This is a genomic window from Paenarthrobacter sp. AB444, assembly GCF_028736865.1.
Classification (GTDB): Bacteria; Actinomycetota; Actinomycetes; order Actinomycetales; family Micrococcaceae; genus Arthrobacter; species Arthrobacter nicotinovorans_B.
This window is the reverse complement of sequence record NZ_JAQZBY010000005.1, coordinates 125091-144856: the sequence shown is the minus strand read 5'-3', so window position 1 is coordinate 144856 and position 19766 is coordinate 125091. Positions and strand designations below refer to the sequence as shown.

21 protein-coding genes and 1 riboswitch are annotated in these 19766 nt (G+C 65.3%); of the genes, 12 read left to right on the top strand and 9 right to left on the bottom strand.

What is annotated here, in order from left to right; translation table 11 throughout:
* The first annotated feature begins 2 nt into the window (after positions 1-2).
* A complete protein-coding gene (locus PQ627_RS08570) occupies positions 3-620 on the top strand; it encodes a pyridoxamine 5'-phosphate oxidase family protein (RefSeq protein WP_274260057.1) in 618 nt (205 codons plus the stop codon).
* Between the two features lie 412 nt (positions 621-1032).
* On the opposite strand, the gene PQ627_RS08565 is transcribed toward PQ627_RS08570, so the two are convergent.
* The 4 genes from PQ627_RS08565 to PQ627_RS08550 are packed head-to-tail and all read right to left on the bottom strand — an operon-like array spanning position 1033 to position 4106.
* Entirely contained in the window at positions 1033-2103 is a 1071-nt protein-coding gene (locus PQ627_RS08565) for a sulfate/molybdate ABC transporter ATP-binding protein (protein ID WP_274260055.1), read from the bottom strand.
* The gene (locus tag PQ627_RS08560) at positions 2100-2909 is read right to left on the bottom strand and encodes an ABC transporter permease (protein ID WP_274260053.1); all 810 of its coding nucleotides are present in this window, start codon (positions 2907-2909) and stop codon (positions 2100-2102) included. The genes PQ627_RS08565 and PQ627_RS08560 overlap by 4 nt, the downstream gene beginning before the upstream one ends.
* A gap of 7 nt (positions 2910-2916) precedes the next feature.
* The gene (modA, locus tag PQ627_RS08555; RefSeq protein ID WP_274260051.1) at positions 2917-3699 is read right to left on the bottom strand and encodes a molybdate ABC transporter substrate-binding protein; all 783 of its coding nucleotides are present in this window, start codon (positions 3697-3699) and stop codon (positions 2917-2919) included.
* The gene (locus tag PQ627_RS08550) at positions 3696-4106 is read right to left on the bottom strand and encodes a TOBE domain-containing protein (RefSeq protein WP_274260049.1); all 411 of its coding nucleotides are present in this window, start codon (positions 4104-4106) and stop codon (positions 3696-3698) included. Before PQ627_RS08550 ends, modA begins: the two co-directional genes overlap by 4 nt.
* Positions 4107-4430: 324 nt before the next feature.
* Here PQ627_RS08550 and PQ627_RS08545 point away from each other — a divergent pair, with 324 nt between their 5' ends.
* The 4 genes from PQ627_RS08545 to PQ627_RS08530 all read left to right on the top strand — a co-directional run bounded on the left by PQ627_RS08545 (position 4431) and on the right by PQ627_RS08530 (position 9203).
* Complete coding sequence (locus PQ627_RS08545) at positions 4431-5765, top strand: FAD-binding oxidoreductase (RefSeq protein ID WP_274260047.1); 1335 nt, start codon at positions 4431-4433, stop codon at positions 5763-5765.
* 132 nt (positions 5766-5897) lie between these two features.
* Complete coding sequence (locus PQ627_RS08540; RefSeq protein WP_144661260.1) at positions 5898-6767, top strand: DUF4031 domain-containing protein; 870 nt, start codon at positions 5898-5900, stop codon at positions 6765-6767.
* Positions 6768-6772: 5 nt separating this feature from the next.
* Entirely contained in the window at positions 6773-7537 is a 765-nt protein-coding gene (locus PQ627_RS08535; protein ID WP_274260045.1) for a 2-phosphosulfolactate phosphatase, read from the top strand.
* Between the two features lie 10 nt (positions 7538-7547).
* A complete protein-coding gene (locus PQ627_RS08530) occupies positions 7548-9203 on the top strand; it encodes a sialidase family protein (RefSeq protein ID WP_274260043.1) in 1656 nt (551 codons plus the stop codon).
* Here PQ627_RS08530 and PQ627_RS08525 read toward each other — a convergent pair.
* Together PQ627_RS08525 and PQ627_RS08520 are read right to left on the bottom strand one after the other, a co-directional pair.
* Positions 9200-9601 (bottom strand): YccF domain-containing protein, encoded by a 402-nt coding sequence (locus PQ627_RS08525; protein ID WP_144661254.1) that lies wholly within the window; start codon positions 9599-9601, stop codon positions 9200-9202. The two genes, PQ627_RS08530 and PQ627_RS08525, sit on opposite strands and share 4 nt — an antisense overlap.
* Before the next feature lie 336 nt (positions 9602-9937).
* Positions 9938-10534: a phosphoribosylanthranilate isomerase gene (locus PQ627_RS08520; protein ID WP_274260041.1), complete on the bottom strand. Its 597-nt coding sequence runs from the start codon at positions 10532-10534 to the stop codon at positions 9938-9940.
* A gap of 97 nt (positions 10535-10631) precedes the next feature.
* Here PQ627_RS08520 and PQ627_RS08515 point away from each other — a divergent pair, with 97 nt between their 5' ends.
* The 5 genes from PQ627_RS08515 (at position 10632) to PQ627_RS08495 (ending at position 13805) form a co-directional block, all read left to right on the top strand.
* Positions 10632-11243 (top strand): HutD/Ves family protein, encoded by a 612-nt coding sequence (locus PQ627_RS08515; protein ID WP_274260039.1) that lies wholly within the window; start codon positions 10632-10634, stop codon positions 11241-11243.
* Between the two features lie 49 nt (positions 11244-11292).
* Positions 11293-11358, top strand: a riboswitch (guanidine-III (ykkC-III) riboswitch).
* A 9-nt stretch (positions 11359-11367) separates the two neighbouring features.
* On the top strand, positions 11368-11682 hold the full coding sequence (locus PQ627_RS08510; RefSeq protein WP_274260037.1) for a DMT family transporter: 315 nt from the start codon (positions 11368-11370) through the stop codon (positions 11680-11682).
* 2 nt (positions 11683-11684) lie between these two features.
* Positions 11685-12071: a DMT family transporter gene (locus PQ627_RS08505; RefSeq protein ID WP_144661243.1), complete on the top strand. Its 387-nt coding sequence runs from the start codon at positions 11685-11687 to the stop codon at positions 12069-12071.
* Positions 12072-12145: 74 nt separating this feature from the next.
* Positions 12146-13150, top strand: coding sequence for an aldo/keto reductase (locus PQ627_RS08500; protein WP_274260034.1), 1005 nt, complete (start codon positions 12146-12148; stop codon positions 13148-13150).
* Positions 13151-13154: 4 nt separating this feature from the next.
* The gene (locus PQ627_RS08495) at positions 13155-13805 is read left to right on the top strand and encodes an MBL fold metallo-hydrolase (RefSeq protein ID WP_274260032.1); all 651 of its coding nucleotides are present in this window, start codon (positions 13155-13157) and stop codon (positions 13803-13805) included.
* Between the two features lie 7 nt (positions 13806-13812).
* On the opposite strand, the gene PQ627_RS08490 is transcribed toward PQ627_RS08495, so the two are convergent.
* Positions 13813-15528: a DEAD/DEAH box helicase gene (locus PQ627_RS08490; protein WP_274260030.1), complete on the bottom strand. Its 1716-nt coding sequence runs from the start codon at positions 15526-15528 to the stop codon at positions 13813-13815.
* 349 nt (positions 15529-15877) lie between these two features.
* Positions 15878-17281, bottom strand: coding sequence for an MFS transporter (locus PQ627_RS08485; RefSeq protein WP_274260029.1), 1404 nt, complete (start codon positions 17279-17281; stop codon positions 15878-15880).
* A gap of 66 nt (positions 17282-17347) precedes the next feature.
* Between PQ627_RS08485 and soxR the strand changes: the two genes are divergently transcribed.
* The gene (gene soxR, locus PQ627_RS08480) at positions 17348-17803 is read left to right on the top strand and encodes a redox-sensitive transcriptional activator SoxR (RefSeq protein WP_274260027.1); all 456 of its coding nucleotides are present in this window, start codon (positions 17348-17350) and stop codon (positions 17801-17803) included.
* Between the two features lie 72 nt (positions 17804-17875).
* On the top strand, positions 17876-18604 hold the full coding sequence (locus PQ627_RS08475) for an SAM-dependent methyltransferase (protein ID WP_443192748.1): 729 nt from the start codon (positions 17876-17878) through the stop codon (positions 18602-18604).
* Here the strand turns inward: PQ627_RS08475 and PQ627_RS08470 are convergent.
* Positions 18601-19638: an Lrp/AsnC family transcriptional regulator gene (locus PQ627_RS08470; RefSeq protein WP_274260023.1), complete on the bottom strand. Its 1038-nt coding sequence runs from the start codon at positions 19636-19638 to the stop codon at positions 18601-18603. The genes PQ627_RS08475 and PQ627_RS08470 overlap by 4 nt on opposite strands.
* Between the last annotated feature and the right edge of the window lie 128 nt (positions 19639-19766).

Sequence of the window (19766 nt, the reverse complement as noted above, 5' to 3'; positions counted from 1 at the left end):
CCATGGACACGATTTCCTCCGCCGCTGAACTCGAAGACCTGATCGGATTGCCCCTCGAACGGGTGCGCAAGAAGGTGCGGGCCTCGCTTAGCGACTTCGACCGGCAATGGCTCGCCGCCAGCCCCTTCTGCGTCCTCTCGACGACGGATGCGCAAGGTCGTGTGGACGCCTCCCCCAAGGGCGATCCGGCGGGCTTCATCCACGTCCTTGACGAGCACACCATCGCCATCCCCGAACGCCCCGGCAACAAGCTCGCCTTCGGCTTCCACAACATCCTGGAGAACCCGAACGTCGGGATCCTCTCCGTAGTCCCGGGCCGCACCGACACCCTGCGAATCAACGGAACAGCTCGAATTGTCCGTGACGCCGACTTCTTCGATCAGATGGTGGTCAAGGGGCACAGGCCACGTGCCGCCGTCGTGGTTTCGGTGGAGGAAGTGTTCACGCACTGCGGCAAGGCCTTCATGCGCAGCGGCCTGTGGCAGCCGGAAACGTGGGAATCCGAAGACCTTCCGAGCATCGCGGTGCTCGCCCAGGCGTACACCCAGCCGGAGACGCCGCTGGAGGATCTCGAGACCTACTATGGCCCGTCGTATGCGGAGCGGATGTACCGGGAGTAGCGGGGAACCTGCCCTAGGCTTGCACCATCAGGCAACAGCCTGCTGTGCCGTTAACGAACGAAAGACCCGACTGGCATCGGGTCTTTGTTCTGAGCGGTTCGCTCATTGGTGCGGTAAGAGGGCCATAGAACCTCAAACGCCACACTTTGAGTTTATGGCCCTACGCACGTAGGGCGCAACGTTGTTGTGCCGACTATCAGTGCGAGCCGTGCCTGTTCCTTTGGGAGGAGGTGTCGGCATGGATTCAAAGCGGAAACGTGAAGAACCATGGGGCGCCTGGAACCTCGCGGTCAACATCATCCGGCTAGCCGTTGATGTTATCCGCCTGTTCTGGCACAACATCCCCTAAACGGGAGCGGAGGCCGTCGGCGTTGTGCTGGCGGTCTCCGTCGGTTGAAGCCGGGAGTAGGCCCTACGCCGGGTACACCGACACCAGCGCGGACTTCACCACGAACCGCACCTCCATGCCGGGAGCCAGGCCGAGGTCCGCCGATGCCGCTGGCGTGATGTCGGCGGACAACGTGCCGTCCGAACCGGCGCCTGCCCGGACCCGGATCTGGTCGCCGTGCGGTTCAAGGTCCGTAACGGTCACCGGGAAGGAATTGCGGGGGCTTCCGTGGACATCGCCGAGAAAAACGGAAACGCTCGACGGCGGGAACGCCGCCACGCCCGCCTGGCCGGGCACAGGTGACCAGTCGGGATCGTGTTGTCCGGCGAAAACCCGGCCACCCGGCGTCGTAATTCCCTCCCGGCTGAGGGCGCCGGTGACGAGATTGAGGCCGGCGAGTCCGGCGGCGAAGTGGCTTCTGGGGCGTTCCAGGACCTGGCGCGTCGGGCCCTCCTCGACAATGCGGCCGCTTTCCACCACTATCACCCGGTCTGCCAGCATGTAGGCGTCCAGGACGTCGTGCGTGACGATGATGGCCTTCCTGTCCTGCAGAACCCGCTTCAGGACCCGGCGGAGCAAGGGCGCGGCGTGGATGTCCAGTGCCGACATGGGTTCGTCGAGGAGCAGCAGTTCCGGCTCGGCTGCCAAAGCCCGCGCCACGGCCACGCGTTGGGCCTGGCCTCCGGAAAGCTGGGCCGGCTTCCTGCCTGCCAGCGTCAAAGCGTCAACTTCGGCCAGCCAATGCCGGGCAGTTTCCCGGGCAGCGGCCCTGGAGCCACCTGCACTGCGGGGGCCGAACGCGACGTTGTCCAACGCATTCAGGTGCGGAAACAGCAGTGCTTCCTGGGCCAAAAGTGCGATACCGCGAAGGTGTGGCGGGTCCCATTGGCGAGTACCGGCGTCGAGCTTGAACAGCTGCCGCCCGTCAATCGAGGCGGAGCCTGAATCGGGGCGCAGCAGTCCGGCGATCACCCCCAGCAACGTCGACTTGCCGGCACCGTTGGGACCGAGAATTGCCACGGTTTCGCCGTCTCCGAGACTGAGGGACATCTCGAAATTCCTGGCCTTCAGGCTGGCACGCATCTCGAAGCTCACGGCTGGACCGCCTCTGGTGCACGTCGCCGGCCGCCATAACTGAGGCCCACCACCGCGACTGCCACGGCAACCAGGACCAGGGACAGCGCGACGGCGGCATCGGCATCGGTCTCGCGCTGGAGGTAGATCTCCAACGGCAGCGTCCGAGTGACCCCTTCCAGGCTGCCCGCGAACGTCAGCGTGGCGCCGAACTCCCCCAGGCTGCGCGCGAAGGACAACACCGCCCCGGACGCCAACCCAGGCAGGACCAAGGGAAGGGTGACGCGGCGAAGCACCGTGGTGGGCTTGGCCCCGAGCGTCGCAGCCACGGCTTCGTACCTGCTGCCCGCCGACCGCAGGGCGCCCTCCAAACTAACCACCAGGAACGGCAGGGCCACAAACGTTTGAGCCAGGACCACCGCGGTGGTCGTAAACGCGATCTGCAGACCGGCCAGCTCCAGCGACTTCCCCAACAGGCCCTGCCGCCCGAAGGTATACAGCAGCGCAATCCCGCCAACCACCGGCGGCAGCACCAGCGGGAGGAGCACAAAGGACCTGAGGAGTTTCTGGCCGGGGAACTCGCCCCGGGCAAGCACCAGAGCCAGCGGGACACCCAGCACAATGCAAAGAGCCGTGCTGGCCGCAGAAGTCCGCAGGCTCAGGCCCAGGGCCGCGAGGGACGACTCGGACGTGATCAGGGGGATGAACTGCGGCCAGTTCACGCGCAGCAGCATCGCCGCCAGCGGCAGGATCACCAGGAGGCCACCCACTGCTGCCACGGCATGGATCCATCGCGGAATGCCGTGATAGCCGGTGGTGGTCTTCATATTCTCCCTACGGTGTGCCGAAACCAGCGTCGCCCAGGACCTGCTTGCCCTTGTCCCCGGTTACCGTGGCAATGAAGGCCGCCGCCAGTGCCTTGTTCTTGCTGGAGCCTACCGTGGCGATGGGATAGGTGTTGACCGCCTTGTCCGATTCGGCGAACGGGATGCCCTTCACTTTGTCGCCGGCTCCCTTCACATCGGTGACGTACACCAAGCCCGCGTCCGCTTCACCGGAGCTGACCTTCCCCAGGACATCCGTCACGGACGACTCCTCGCTGACCGGGCTCAGTGTGGTTCCGGAAGCTTTCTCGACGGCGTCGGTTGCGGCGCCGCACGGCACCTGGCTTGCACAGGTGACCACTTTGACGCCCGGCTTTGCCAGGTCCGCGAAAGAAGCGATCGACGCCGGATTGCCGGGTGGGACAGCGATCTCCAGGACGTTGGTGGCGAAGTTGGTGGCAGTGCCCTCCACGAGGTTCGCGTCGGCCAGCTTGGTCATGTTCTTGGTGTCAGCGGAGGCAAACACATCCGCCGGGGCGCCTTGGGTGATCTGCGTGACCAGATCGGAGGAACCAGCGAAGCTCAGCTTCACTTTTGTGCCCGGGTTGGCTGCCTCGAAGTCCTTGGCCAGTTGCGTGAAGGTGCCTTTGAGGGACGCAGCGGCGAAGACGGTGATTTCGCCTGAGGGTGAGGAGCCTTGTTGTGCCGTTTGGCTGGTGCCCGGGGCGCATCCCGCCACGCTCGCTGCCAACGCCCCGGCCAGCAGCACTGCGGTAAGGGGTTTGCGGGTCATATGATGCTCTTTCCCTGAGGTGTTTCGATGATGACAGTGGTGGCCTTGACCACGGCGGTGGCCACCGATCCGAGCTCAAGCCCGAGTTCCCGCACGGCCTCGCTGCTCATGAGGGACACCACACGGAACGGACCACACTGAAGTTCCACCTGCGCCATGACCTTGTCGGCCGTGATCCCCGTGACCAAGCCGATGAAGCGGTTCCGGGCTGAACTGCCGGCGCGGGAGGGGTCGTCCGGGAGGTGGGATTGGTCGCGGGCAAGCGTGGCAAGTTCCAGCCCGTCCACGGCAAGCCGGCCCGCTCCGTCCTTCTGCGGCGAGAGCGTCCCGTTCTCCGTCCAACGCCTCACGGTGTCGTCGCTGACGCCGAGGAAACGGGCGGCCTCAGAAATTCGTATTTGCGGCATGGATTGAGTGTAGTGCCGTATTTGCGTCTGGAAGAAACGTCTTAGCCCGCAAACGCAATGTGACTTTCGGTTGTGAGTGCGCATTGGCTGGGGCCGGAGACGAGGCATGGGGTTGCGCCGGCGCACCAGGTGACGCCCGACGCACCCTTTCCGCGCATGGTGCGCACCCTTACCCGCGTAATGCAACCCTAAGCTCTGGCGCGCAGGGCGGAAAAGGGTGCGGGCCGCGGCCGAAAGCATTCCGTAAGCTCCAGCCATAGCCCGCCGGATGGGACCGCAGTACCCTGTTCCAAGGAGAGAGTCTCAGGCGCGAAGGAGCGTCCCATGGAATGGATTCGACCGGACAACCCGAACTATGACGAGGCCCGGAAACTCTTCAATGCGATGATCGACCGAAAGCCGGCTGTCATTGCCAAATGCGCGGATCCCGGCGAAGTAGCCGAGGCCCTCCGCTACGCCCACAACCACAATCTGGACGTCGCCGTACGGTCCGGCGGTCACTCGGTGGCGGGCATGTCCACCAACGACGGCGGCCTGGTGGTTGACGTCCGCCCCATGAAGTCCATCAGCGTTGACCCCGAAGCCAAGACTGTGACGGTAGGCGGCGGCGTTACCTGGGGCGAGTTCGACCGCGCCACCCAGCAGCACGGGCTGGCGGTCACAGGGGGACGGGCGTCCACCACAGGTGTCTCCGGTTTCACCCTGGGTGGAGGCTCAGGGTGGTTGGAGCGATGCTACGGATTCGCGTGTGACAACCTGGTATCCGTTGACCTCGTCACTGCTTCGGGGGAGCACGTGACCGCCAACAAGGATGAGAACCCGGAGTTGTTCTGGGCGCTCCACGGCGGGGGCGGCAACTTCGGCATAGCGACGTCCCTGACCTTCGCGCTGCATGACCTCGGTCCCACCGTGATGGCCGGGCTCATGTTGTTCCCGGGGGAAGACGCCCTTGATCTCTCCCGGGCATTCCGCAGCATCGCGCTGGAAGCGCCCGACGCCGTCGGGACCGCTTTGGTCTATCTCACCGCTCCCCCGGAAGAGTTCGTCCCGGAGGACATGGTGGGCAAGCTGGCGGTGGGCATGGCCTACCTCTATGCGGGCTCCGTGGAAGCAGGCGAAGAACATGCAAAGCCGTTCCGCGAGCTTGGCCCTGCAGTGGATCTGGTCTCGCCCATGGGCTACGCGGACTTCCAGTGCATGATCGACGATCCCCCGGACCACTACAACTACTGGAGCGCCGATTACCACGACGAACTCAGCGACGTCGCCTTGGACCTCTTGGTCGATTCCGCCCAGCGCCTCCCGGGCCCACATTCGCAGCAGCTGGTAGCGCGCTGGGGTGGCGCCGTATCCGAACCCGCCGCGGCGAACACTCCCTTGCAGAACCGGGGTGCGGCGTGGGTCAGCCACCCGTTCGGGCTCGCGGAAACCCGGGAAGGCGGGCAGGAAGCCAAGGACTGGGTCAAGCAGTTCCGGCATGACATCGCACCCCACACCACGGGCGGTGTCTGGCTGAACTTCATCGGCGACGAGGGCCAGGACCGGATCATGGCGGCCTACGGTGAACAGAACTACCGTCGGCTTTCCCTGGTGAAGGGCCAATTCGATCCCGATAACGTATTCCGCGGCAACCAGAACATCCTGCCGGCGGAACACTGAGGGCTGCCCACTCCTTCCCAGTTGCCACGAAAGGCAAGAGCACTGGCGCCCCTGTCTCCGGGACGGCAAGCACGGCGGTAGACGTCCCGACGGGCGGCAACTGGGAAGGATCGCCGGGATTACACTTTGGCCATGGCTATCTACGTCGATCCGCCCCTGTGGCCGGCCCACGGTACGGTGTTTTCGCACTTGGTGTCGGACACGTCGTTGGATGAGCTGCATGCCTTCGCAGCGGCCGCGGGCGTACCCGGGCGGGCGTTCGACGGCGACCACTACGACGTCCCGGAACGCCGCTACGAGGACTTGGTGCAGGCCGGGGCCATCCCCGTGGAAGCCCGCATCCTGGTCCGCAAACTTATTGCCAGCGGGCTGCGCATCCCCGCCCGCGAACGCAGCAAGGCGCTGACCGTTCCCCTGCTGGAACGCTGGAATACCACATATCCGGGCCACGAGGAACTTGGCCTTGAATTGCTGGAACGGTGGGGTGAGAACGGCCGGAAATACCACAGCCGGACCCACCTGCTGGCCGTCCTTGAAGCCCTGGACACCCTGACGGAACCTGCCCTGCCCGCCCGCACAGTATCGCTCGCTGCCTGGTTTCATGATGCCGTTTACGAAGGCGTCGCCGGGCAGGATGAGGAAGAGTCGGCACTCCTTGCCGAAAACCGCCTGACCTTGGCCGGCCTGGCTCCCGCTGATGTGGCGGAGGTCGCCCGGCTCGTGCGGCTCACGTCCAGCCACCAACCCGAACCCGGTGACCACGCCGGCGCCCTGCTCTGCGATGCGGACCTCTCCGTCCTGGGAGGGGACGAACAGTCGTACGCACGGTATCTGGCCGCCGTCCGCGAAGATTACGCCCACGTCAGTGACGCCGACTTCGCCAAGGGGCGGGCCGCCGTCGTACGTCACCTGCTGGACCTGGACCCGCTGTTCCACAGCGAACGCGCCCGGGGCCTCTGGCTCGACACCGCCCGCCGGAACCTCGCCGCCGAATTGGCGTGAGCCTCATGCTCAGCGAACCAGGGGCTGCGCAGCGGCAACTTCCGTACTCGGTGCGGTTCGAATGGGGGCTCGACGGCGCGCGTGCGGTGGTGCCTGGAGCTGACCTCGCGGTTGTGGTTGACGTTTTGTCGTTCACCACGTGCGTCAGCGTTGCGGTCGACCGCGGGGCAGAAGTCTTCCCCTATCCCATGTGTGATGCCGGGGCCAGCGAGTTCGCGGCGCATCGCGGTGCTTCACTGGCAGGTCCGCGAGGCTCCGAGGGGTTGAGCTTGTCGCCCCGGAGCCTCCGCGCGGCGCACACCTTGGACCGGGTGGTCCTGCCCTCCCCCAACGGCTCCACGATCAGCCATGAGCTCGCTTCCTCGGCGCGGAAGGTGGTTGCGGTCTCTCTGCGGAATGCCGCTGCAACTGCCGACTGGGTGGACTCCGCGTTGCCCGCTGGTGCCGTAATCGCCGTAATTGCGGCGGGTGAGGCGTGGCGTCATGGCGCGTTGCGGCCGGCGCTGGAGGACGAACTCGGAGCGGGCGCTTTTCTCGCCGGACTGGCAGCAGCGGGCCGGCACAATTTCTCCCCGGAGGCCGCAGCTGCCGGGGCAGCCTTCGACGCTGCAGAACCCCATTTGGACGCTGTTTTACGGGGTTGTTCGAGTGGTCGCGAACTGGGCGACGCCGGGTACGCGGAGGATGTTGCGATCGCGGCCGAGCTGGATGCCAGTTCAGTGGTTGCTGTGCTGGAGGACGGTTGTTTTAGGGGTTTTCCCGCGAGCTAGACTGGGAGGTGTGACCTCCTACCTCTTCGCGGATGATCCGTACCCTTTGGCCGTTCCCACCGCCGCGCATGTCCTGGCCGTTCGGGGTGCTGGCGGCTATCGCCAGTACCGGATCCCGGCCCTGGCGGTCAGTACGCGAGGCACCGTGCTCGCTGCCTACGACGGCCGGCCCAACCTGGATGACCTCCCGAACCCCATCGATCTCCTTCTTCGGCGAAGCCATGACAACGGGGCTACGTGGGAGCAGCAGCAGGTGGTCCGCACGGGCACAGGGCTGCGGGGATACGGCGATCCGAGCCTCCTGGTAGACACGCAGACCGGGCGCATCTTCATGTTCCACGCTGCCGGTACCCACGCGGGCTTCTTTGAATCGGCCACCGGCTTGGAGCCGGAGGACGACGTGCAGCATGCGGACATCAGCTATTCAGACGACGACGGCGGGACCTGGCACCACCGTCGGCTCACCGCACAGCTCAAGAACCGCAGGGTTGCCGGGCTTTTTGCCGCCGCGGGGCAAGGCATCCAGCTGCACACCGGCCCCTTTGCGGGCAGGCTGGTTCAGCAGTACGTGCTCTTGGTGGACGGATCCATCATGGCCGCCTCTGCGTTCAGTGACGACCACGGAGAGACATGGCAGCTGGGTGATCTGATCGGGCCGGGCAAGGCAGGAGCAGGGCCGAATGAGAACAAGGTTGTGTGCCTGGACGATGGCCGGTTGCTCCTGCATTCCCGGGCAACGCCGTGCCGGATGTCTGCTGTGTCCGAGGACGGCGGGCAGACCTGGAGCCCCCTGCAGCCTGTACCGGAACTCCCCGATCCCAGCGACAACGGCTCCTTGGCCCGTTTCGACGGACTGCCTGGCGTAGATGTGGGGGATGCCGCGTCCGGCGCGACGTGGCTGCTCGCCAGCAATAACCACGACCCCCACCTGCGTCGGAACACTGTCCTGAGCCTCTCCACGGACAACGGCGCCACGTGGCCTGCCAAGCTTGTGGTGTGCCCCGGCAGCTCGGCGTACTCCACGGTGACGCGGCTGCCGGACGGCAACATCGGCGTGCTCTACGAGCGGCAGGGCTACAGGGAAATCGTGTTCGCTTCCATCCCCGCTGAGCAGCTCACTGAACAACTTTCCGCGCGGCCTTCACCGGCTCCTCAGCTCACGGGCCTGGTCTTCGACATGGAGCTGCGCTCCGTAACCCCAGGCAGGCCCGCTTCGTGGCAGAACGCCGGTGATTTCCACGTGATCCCTTCCTCGGGCGGAGATCAATGGGACGTCCAAACGTGGAAGGAGATCGGGCAGGGCTACACCGGCGAGCAGATTCTGGGCACCCGGGAGGCCCAAGACCTTAACTACGGCGCCATCATCCCGGGCTACAAAGCCGGAGACATCCTTGCCTTCACCGGACGCGCCCGCAACTGCTCCGGGAAGGCGATGACCGGCGTCGAACTTCAGGGGCCGCACCGCAACCCTGCCGACTTCCCGTCGGCGGACCTGCAGCCCGGTGAACACGCCCTCTACTTCACGCCGACGTACACGATCACCGCATCAGATCTCGCTCGGGACGCGTTGGAACTTTGCTTCGCAGTGGAGGCCGACGGCGGGTCGGTGCGTCGGGAGCGCACGTTCCAGATTGATCTGCGGACGGGATCGGTTGTCGTTTCCTAGCGGTAGGAGCTGACGAACGGCTGGTTGGTGGGCACGATCTGCTTTCCGAGGGGCATGAGCGATACCGGGATCAGCTTCAGGTTGGCGATGGCCAACGGAATTCCCACGATTGTGATGGCCATGGCGAACGCCGTGACGACGTGTCCGATGGCAATCCAGATGCCCGCCACGAGCAGCCAAATGACGTTGCCCAGGAGCGCGAACACCCCGGATCCGCCCGGCTTCTCCACCACCATCTGTCCGAAAGGCCACAGGCAGTATGCGCCGATCCGGAACGATGCGATGCCCCATGGGATGGTCACGATGAGGACGCAGCAAATAATTCCAGCCGCGAAATAACCCAAGGCCAACCAGAAGCCACCGAAGACAAGCCAGATGATGTTGAGCAGCGTTTTCATACTCTTCATTCTGCCCTGTGGCCCCGACAAAAGGGCTCGGGGTCTGCCCTGAAATTCCCCTGACTTTGCCCCGCCAACCCTCCATCACATCCCCGCACCATCACCCCAACCCTCCATCACATCCCCGCACCATCACCCCAACCCTCCATCACATCCCCACCACTTCAGCCCAACCCTCCATCACCACCAATCGGGACGTGAGAGAGGGTTCGGCTCAACCCAGGGGGACGTGAGAGAGGGTTCGGCTCAACCCAGGGGGACGTGAGAGAGGGCCGGGCTCAACCCAAGGGGACGTGAGAGAGGGCTCGGCTCAACCCAAGGGGACGTGAGAGAGGGTCAGGCTTTGGCGGCTTGGACGAACGCGCGGATCTTGGCCAGGTCCTTAACACCCCGCGACGATTCAACGCCCGAGGAAACATCCACGCCCCAGGCCCCTGCAGCCGCGGCGGCGAAGGCGACGTTGCCAGGCTCCAAGCCACCGGCGAGCAACCATTCACGGCCGTCGAGACCCTTTTCGCGAACGGACGCGTAGTCCCAGGACTCCCCCGACCCCGGCACGGCAGCATCGATCAGGAACACATCCTCGCCCAGGTCAGCGAACTCGTCCGGGGAGGCACCCATGGTGACGGCCCTGATAACCCGCATCCCGGCGTCGTGCACTGTTTTGACGTCGTCGGCAGTGCGGTGACCGTGAAGCTGGACCCATTCGAGGCCGGCGGCGCGGGCAGTATCCACGGCATCGGCGGCGGACTCGTGACGGAAAACCCCCACGGGCTTCACCGAAGAAGGGACCAAGGGAAGCAGAATGCGGACCTGGTCCGGGCTGACTTCACGCGGGCTGGCGGTGAGGACGAAACCGACGGCGTCCGCACCGGCGTCGACGGCTTCGCGCACGGATTCGGGCGTGCTCAAGCCGCACACTTTGACGAACATCCAGCGCCTCCCAGCAATCCCCGCAACGTTTTCCACATATGACGTTAGCAAGCCGCGTTGCCACCGGAGAAACGGCGTCCACCACTAGGCTGGTCGGATGGAGATTATCCGTTTTGCCGATGTCCGTCCCGAGCCGTGGCGCAATGGGGGCGGTGTGACGCGTGAGATCGCAAGCCATCCACAAGCCGCCTCCGCTCAGGACGGCGCCTGGGATTGGCGGGTCAGCATCGCGGACGTCTCCACAGCGGGCGATTTTTCCGTTTTCCCGGGCATGGAGCGGGTCATCACCATCATCGACGGCGAACTGCTGCTCCTGACCGTCGATGGCTCCGAGCACCCGTTGGAGAAGTACCGCCCATTCCGTTTCTCGGGCGAGGCAGCTTCCTCGGCCACCCTGCCTACCGGCGATATCCGGGACCTGAACGTCATCGCACGCCAAGGTGCTTTCAAGGGCTACACGTCCATCGTGGAGATCTCCAAGAAGCGCCCGCACCCGGTATTCGAAGGGCAGCTGGCGGTCCTGTTGGAGGGCAAGGCGACTGTTGCGCCCGGGGCCGCGGAAGAGTCCGACGGCGGCGAAGCGGCCACCAGCGCGGCCGAACCCGTTGAGTTGTCACGGTATGACACCGTAGTTGGCTCAGACACCCGCAGTCCCGAGATCTCCGGCCGGGGCTTTGTGGCTGTGATCTCGATCGACCACGTCGGGTGACCTTCGCCACCACAAGTGGCCACCCCGCGCGGGAGTTGCTAGCCTGAAATGAAGGTTCCGCTCTGGAACCTCCGGACGACGGTTCAGTACCCGGCACGCGACAAGACTGGCCAAAGGAAATGTCATGTCGTGGTTAATTCTCATTCTCTCCGGTGCACTTGAGGCCGTCTGGGCCGCAGCCCTGCACCGTTCCAAAGGCTTCCGCAAGCCTGTCCCCACAGTTGTCTTCCTGGTGGCAGTCATCGCGAGCATGGGCGGCCTCGCGATCGCCATGCAAACCATACCGACCGGCACGGCCTACGCCGTCTGGGTCGGCGTTGGCGTGGTGCTGACCGCGGCCTACGCGATGGTAACCAAAGTTGAACCCACGACGACGGCCCGGCTGCTCCTGCTTGCCGGCATCGGCGCGTGCGTGGTCGGCCTGAAGGTGGTGGCGTAGCCATGACTGCACAGGCAAACAAAGCACAGAACACCGGAATCTTCTGGGTCATCCTCCTGGCATCAGCACTGCTGGAAGCCGTGTGGGCCACCGCCTTGGGTCTCTCCAACGGCTTCACGCAGCCCCTGCCGACAGTCGTCTTCGCCGTCACCGCCGTCCTGAGCATGCTCGGATTGGGTGTGGCCGTAAAACGCATCCCGCTCGGCACGGCATACGCCGTATGGGTGGGTATCGGTGCTGCACTGACCGTTGGCTGGGCAATGATCACCGGCGTGGAAGCGGCGAGCCCGCTGAAGCTGCTGTTCATCGCGGGCATCGTGGGCTGTGCCGCAGGTTTGAAGGCGTTGCCCTCCGGCACGTCCGGAAAAACCCCGGCAAAGGCCGACTAGGGCAGGGAATACCCTCCGGCACCCTGGAGTTGCCGCCTTCAAGAGCACCCAAAACGCGCGCATTGGAGACGTTCATGACTGCAGTTCAGCTCGGAGATGGCCTCACTGTCAGCCCCCTCGGATTCGGAGGCATGGCCCTTACCCCCGTTTATGGCGGGATCGATCCTGAAGAAGGCCTGCAAACACTCAGGCATGCGGTGGACGCCGGGATCACGTTCATCGACACAGCCGATGTGTATGGCGCGGGCAGCAACGAGGAACTCCTCGGCCGGCTACTCAAGGAACGCCGGGACGAGGTCCGACTCGCTACCAAGTTCGGGATTGAGGGCAACCCCGCGGACGGCTACTCGGGCGTCCGCGGGGATGCCGCCTACGTCAGGCAAGCGGCGGAAGCGAGCCTCCGCCGGCTGGACACTGATGTCATTGACCTCTACTACATGCACCGCCGTGACCTCCGCGTTCCGATTGTGGAAACCGTAGAGGCCATGGCGGAGCTGGTCCGTGAGGGCAAAGTCAGGCACCTCGGTTTGTCGGAAGTGACAGCCGAGGAGCTCAGGCAGGCCAACGCCGTCCATCCCATTGCCGCGGTCCAGAGTGAATGGTCCATCTGGAGCAGGGATGTAGAGCTCAATGTTGTGCCTGCAGCCAAGGAGCTTGGCGTTGGGTTCGTGCCGTATTCGCCGCTTGGCCGCGGGTTCCTTACGGGAACCGTCAGCGCAGGTGACCTTGGCGAGAATGACTTCCGGCACAAGATCCCGCGCTTTGGCGAGCAGGCACTTGATGCGAACCAGGCCGTGGTGGCCGCAGTCCGCGGGGTAGCCGCGCAACTCGAAGCTACTCCGGCGCAGGTTGCTTTGGCCTGGCTCTTTGAGCAGGGCCGCCGTATTGGCATCCCTGTCGTTCCCATCCCCGGCACGCGCAAGGCGCACCGGATCGACGAGAACCTTGGCGCGCTGTCCGTGCAACTGGGAACAGCGCAGCTTGAGGTGCTCGACCATGCTGCAGCCGCCGTCGTCGGTTCACGATCCGCCGACCCCAACTGGGTCTCGCAAGGCCGTGAAGCCGACCACGTAGGCTGACATCATGGATTCGCTTATTCACTCACTGCGCGACGTCACTATCCGCAGCATCTCCGTCAGCGAAATGAACAACAACGTCTACCTGGTGACCTCCAAGTCCACAGGCGAACAGGTGTTGATCGACGCTGCAGACGACCTCCCGGCCATCCAGCAACTCCTGGCGGACTCCGCTGCCGACTCCGCCCAGCCAACCAAACTGGCCAGGATCGCCACCACCCACCAGCACTGGGACCACGTCCGTGCGTTGGCAGAGCTGGTGGAAGCGACCGGGGCCACCACCTCAGCAGGAGCGGACGACGCCGATGCGCTGCCGGTTCCGGTGGACATCCGGCTTGGTCACGGCGACGTTGAGCGGTTCGACGGCTTCGAGCTCACGGCAGTCCACTTGCGCGGACACACCCCGGGCTCGATCGCGTTCGTTTACCAGGATCCGGACGGGCCGGCCCACATTTTCAGTGGCGACTCGTTGTTTCCGGGTGGCGTCGGCAACACACAGAACGATTCCGCACGCTTCACGTCACTGTTGAACGACGTGACGGAACGGCTGTTCGACGCCTACCCGGATGACACCGTGGTGCACCCTGGCCATGGTCTGCCCACTACCCTCGGAGCCGAGCGGCCCCATCTGGAAGAGTGGCGCGCCCGGGGCTGGTGAGTTGGTGCTAGCGGCCGCGGCGCTCGTTCGAGGCCGGAGCCGACGCACGACGGGGGCCACTGCGGGCCGGACGACCCGAGCTGGAACCACCACGGCCGGAGTTGCCCGAACCGTAGGATCCACCCGAGGTACCGCCGGTGTTCGAAGACCAAACAGCCTTGTTTCCGGTGCTGCGCGTCGTGGTGGCCGAGGCCGAACGCGGAGCCGAAGCTGAGCGCTGCCCGGTAGCCGGACGGCCACTGCGGCTGCCCTGTCCCTGCGAACCCGGCACGTCGTTGCGGTGCGTGGCACCCGACTTGCCGCGACCGCGGGAGTTGCGGGCGACGTCGTCGTTCATTGCTGCGCGACGCTCGGCGCGGTTGACGTCGGTGCGGACCGGCTCGGCCGAAACCTTGCCACGTCCGCCGCGACCACCACGGCCACCAGCAGTCGGGGCAGCCTGGCCGGAACGGCGGGCGCGCTTGCGCTGTGCGTTGGCACCGGTGGACGTTCCGCCACCCTGCTGCGGGAGCTTGGCAGCGAGCAGGGCCGCGCGGGTGCGGGGGTCGACCTTGTCAGCGATCTCGCCCACGAGCTCGGCAACCAACGGGGAGTTGGCCGTGACACGCTCGAACGACACGTCCACGCCTGCAGCCTTCATGAGCTTCTTGACGTCCTGCTGCTGCTCGGGGAGCGTCAGCGTGACCACGGTGCCGTCGGAACCTGCGCGGGCCGTACGGCCGGAACGGTGCAGGTAGGCCTTGTGCTCTGTGGGCGGGTCGACGTGGATGACGAGTTCGACGTCGTCAACGTGCACGCCGCGGGCCGCGACGTCGGTGGCCACCAGGACGCGGACGTCGCCGTTGGAGAACTCGGCAAGGTTACGGTCGCGGGCGTTCTGCGACAGGTTTCCGTGCAGGTCGACGGCGGGGATGCCGGCGTCCGTGAGGGTCTTGGCAAGTTTGCGGGCGTGGTGCTTGGTCCGCATGAACAGGACGCGGCGGCCGGCGCCGGAGGCCAGTTCCACGATGAGCTGCTTCTTGACGGTCTGGTCGTTGACCACCAGGACGTGGTGTTCCATGGTGGTGACAGCGGCCTGGGGATCGTCCACGGAGTGCGTCAGCGGGTTGGACAGGTAACGGCTGACCAGCTTGTCAACACCGTTGTCCAACGTCGCGGAGAAGAGCAACCGCTGACCCTGCTTGGGGGTCATGTCCATGAGCTTCTTGACTACCGGGAGGAAGCCGAGGTCTGCCATGTGGTCGGCCTCGTCCAGGACGGTGACCTCAACGGCTTCGAGGGTCAGGATGCGCTGGCGGATCAGGTCCTCGAGGCGGCCCGGGCAGGCGATGACGATATCGACGCCGGCGCGCAGGGCCTTCTCCTGGCGTGCCTGGGAGATGCCGCCGTAGATCACCGTGGTGTTCAAGCCCATGGCCTTGGCCAGCGGCTCGACCGTTGCGTTGATCTGGGTTGCAAGCTCGCGGGTCGGTGCCAGGACCAGGCCCATGGGACGGCCGGGCTTGCGGAAGTAGCCGGCCTCGCGCTCGGCCAGGCGGGCCACCAGCGGGATGGCGAAAGCGATGGTCTTGCCGGAGCCGGTGCGGCCACGGCCCAGGACGTCGCGGCCGGCGAGGGTGTCCGGCAAGGTCTTGACCTGGATGGGGAATGCTTCTTCGATGCCGTCTGCGGCGAGGGATTCAGCAATTGCCTTGGGCGTGCCAAGGGCAGCAAAAGTAGTCATTACTTCATGTCTTTCGGGCGGTGTCCAGTAGCGGACATCGGCCCCCGACGCCGGTTGGGCCAGGGGTTCGCCGAGGAAAAGTCAGGTGGTCTACCGGTTCGCTGCAACAGCGGTGGCCGGGACCAAATGGAACGCGTTCATCGACGCAGGATGTGCCTCTCACATGAAAAATGCCCTGCCGCACGCTCTTCCGAGCGAGCCTTCAGGGCGTCACCGCACATCAAGTCCTTCCATTCTAGCAGTGTCCCGGGTGAAGCCTTGCATCGGGCAGCGTTGCGCCCGCTCACTCCCGCCCATCTGGGGGACAGCACATGTCGCAATGAGCGCTCATTGCGACATGTGCTGTCCCCTAGTTGGGTTGCGTCAGTGAGAGGTGGCTTGTGGAATCGGTCCGGGCGTCGGGGGCGGCGGCCCGGGTGGCGACCCTCGGTGCAATGACGACCCCGACGACGGCGATCACCGCCGTCAGTGCGAAGACCCCCGCAAACGGGTTCGTCGTCGTGAATGCCGCGAAAACCAATCCCGTGGCGGCGAGGGACAACGCACCGCCGAGGGAATCGGAAATCGACATTGCCGCACTGTTGAAGCCCTGGTTTTCCTCGCTGGACAACGCCAGCGTCATGACGGACAGCCGCGGGTACATAAGCCCCATCCCTCCGCCCGCCAGGATCCAGCCACCAATCGTAACGGCTGCCGGAAGGGTAAAGCTTGCCGTCACCAGGGTCAGGACAATGGCCACCAGCACCAGTGCGGCGCCGATTTTGATCGCGCGGTCATCGGCCAACCGGGTGCCCAGCCGCCCCTGGATCGCAGACGCCCCCGCCCACGCAAGCGCAGCCCCCGTCAGGGTCAGCCCGGCGAACGTTGGGGTGAAGGCGTAGCGCTCCGTCAGCAGGTATGGGAGGTAAACCTCGGCCCCGAAGAACGCCGCAGACGCCAAACCACGGGTAAGGATCACGCTGGGCAAACCCCGCTTGGCGGTCAACGTCCCGCGCGGAACCAGCGGCCGCAGGGCCACCAATGCAAGGACAAGTGCGACGACGGCAATCACCCCGCCAACGCCCGGAACCTCTGCGGACAGGTTCAGTCCGAGCACCGCAAGGGCCGCGAGCGCCGCCCATCCCATACGCCCCAATGCCCACGGGACCGTCTCGGCAGTGGGTTCGGAATCCATCCCCCGCACGGCTGGCACCACCATCAGCAACGCGGGAACAACCAGGCCCACGACGCCCAGGAACACCCAGTGCCAGCTGCTCAACTGCGCCACGACCCCGGCGGCGAAGGGACCCACCAGGGAAGGAACCACCCAGGACGCGGCGAAGGCGGCGAAGATCTTGGGGTGCAGCCCGGGCGGGTAGACGCGGGCCACCAAAACGTAGAGGGCCACGGTCATCGCGCCGCCACCCAGGCCCTGGACCAGGCGCCCGAGCACCAGGACCTCCATGCTTCCCGCCATTCCCGCGATGAGCAGGCCCAGCACGAACAACCCCACGGAGGAGTACAGGGGCGCTGCGGGGCCTCTCCGGTCGGACCAGTTGCCTGCCGCCACCATGCCCATCACGCCGGTAGCCAGCGGCCCGGCGAAAGCCAGCGCGTAGAGGCTGGCTCCATCCAGATCCCGGCTCACGAGCGGCATGATGGTCGTCACCGCGAGGGATTCGAACGCGCTCAGGAAGACCAGTGCGCAGGCTCCCACGGTAGCCAGGAGGTAGGGTCGGCCCAGAATTCCGGCCGTTGGGGTGTCAGGGGTCATGGACGCCAGCCTAAAACCTCAACTATTGTTGAGGTCAATCCAGCACGCCCTACCGGAAGCAGTTCCATGTCCGCAGCCCCCTCGCACCGCCCCCTGACCATCGGTGAGCTGTCCGAGCGCAGCGGAGTGTCGCCGTCGGCCTTGCACTTCTACGAACGCAACGGGCTCATCGAAGCCGAGCGCACGGCCGGAAACCAACGCCGATACCGCCGGGACACCCTGAGGCGCGTGGCGTTCATCAAGACCTCGCAGCGGGTGGGCCTGCCGCTGAAGGACATCCGGGACGCCCTGGATTCCTTGCCGCAAGGGCGCACGCCCACCAAAGGCGACTGGAGCAGGTTGTCGCTGCGCTGGCGGGAGGAACTGGATGCGCGGATCGCGGCGCTGCAGCACCTTCGCAACGACCTCGATGGGTGCATCGGCTGCGGCTGCCTGAGCTTGAAGTCGTGCACGCTGCAGAACCCGTCGGACGAGCTCGGCGCCGCCGGGGCCGGGGCCCAGCGATGGAACGCGCCGGCGTAGCCCACCTGTCCGATCTTGCCGAAATGGCAACAGGCATTGCCTAGCGCTGGAGCCTCTTGGCACGCTTGGGTCATGACTGAACACACGCACGACGCCGGCACTCACCAGCACGGCGACCAGCACGAAGGCGCCCGCCATGAAGGTGTCCAGCAGGGTGGGCTGAACCTCCACAAGGACGCGGACAACGCAGTGGACATGTGGGATGGCATGTACCGGGAGCGGGCCAAGATATGGAGCGGAAATCCGAACCCACAGCTGGTGGCCGAAGCCCAGGACCTGACGCCCGGCAAAGCCCTTGATCTTGGCTGCGGGGAAGGCGGCGACGCCATCTGGCTCGCGAAGCAGGGCTGGACGGTGACCGCCTTGGACGTGTCCGCCGTCGCGCTTGAACGGGCAGCAGCCCATGCGGAGGAAGCAGGCGTTGCCGACCGGATCACTTGGCAGCAACAAGACCTCACCGAGTGGGAACCGCAGCCGGACTTTGACTTGGTCTCGGCACAGTTCCTGCACTCGCCCCTGCTGCCGTGGCGCAATTCGGTCACTTCAGCGGCTGCGGCCGTCGCACCCGGCGGTACGTTGCTGGTGGTGGGCCATCACCCGCACGGTCTCCCTTCCTGGAGCCAGCACCACCATGAACCCGGAATGTTCTTCACTCCTGAGCAACTGGCGGGAGCGCTGCGGTTGGACCGCGAGCCGTGGTTCGTGAACGTGTTGACGGACAGGAAACGAACCGTATCGGGCCCGAACGGTGAATCCGGAACCACCCTGGACACAGTCCTGAGGGCGACAAAGCGCGCCTAGATACCCGGAGGCAACAGCTCTCCATAGGGCGGAACCACGGTTCCCGTGGCGGTCGAATCGGGATGCAGCATCCACCCCACCCGCTTGGCCGTATTGAGCATCACCACGCTTTCCACAAGCTCGATGCCCGGAATGCGCTGTTGGATAGTGAGCTCCATTTCCATCACGTCCGCCAGCGAACGCAGCCACATGATCATGGTGAAGTTTGTCCGGCCCGTGGTGGATGCGGAGAAGCGGATGTTGCGGATGGCCCTGAGTTCGGTGGCGGCGGCTTCGTGTTGTCCGGGCGGGACGTTGGCGAACCATTGGACGGTGATGGGGAACCCTGAGAACTGCTGGGCTATCTCGCAGCGGAAGGACAGCATCCGGCTGGCCAAGACGCGCCCGAGTTGCCGCTGGACGGTGGCCGGGTTGCGGCCCAGGGCACGGGCGATCTCCGCGGCCGTGGCGCGGCCGTCGCGGGCAAGGAACGGAATGAGCGCCAGGTGTGTTTCGGGCAGGGGCGCCACGACGGTATCCAGGGCTGAAGGATTGCCTGCCTCAGGGCCCGCGAGTGCCCGCAAAGCCTGTTGTTCGGCTTTGCTGAGCACGTTTAGACGCCAGGCGTAGCCACTGGTGTGGATCCGCGTGCACAAGGCCGTGTGGTACTTCGTGAGTCCGCGGATTTCCTTGAGCCGGGGCAACACCTGGGTGCTGAACTGTTCCAGGTCCTGGGTGATCACCGTGAGCGTCAGGTCGCGGTTGCTGGCGGCCTCTTCCACGGTGATGACCTCGGGAAGCTGCGCCACCGCGGCCGTAACGTCCGGCCGTAAGTGCATTTCGCAGTCGATATCCACCATGGCGAGGCACATGTCCTTGGGATCGCCCATCAGGTGTGCCGTGGTCCAGGCGGCGCCGGCAGCCCTGAGGCGGTCCCAGCGCGAAGCGAGTGTGGTGGCGTGGACGCCCAGGACGCTGCCGGCGTCGGACCAACTGATCCGGGGCGATATCTGCAGCGCGTTGACCAAGCGCAAATCTTCTTCGCTGAGTTCCATGAGTTGATTATCCCAAAGTGACGCATGAATCCTGCTAAATCAGACCCAGCTATGCATATTTACAGTTGTTTTAAAGCGTGTGAAGCAGGTCACCCCACAATGGCATGAGGAAACCATCACCGGATAGA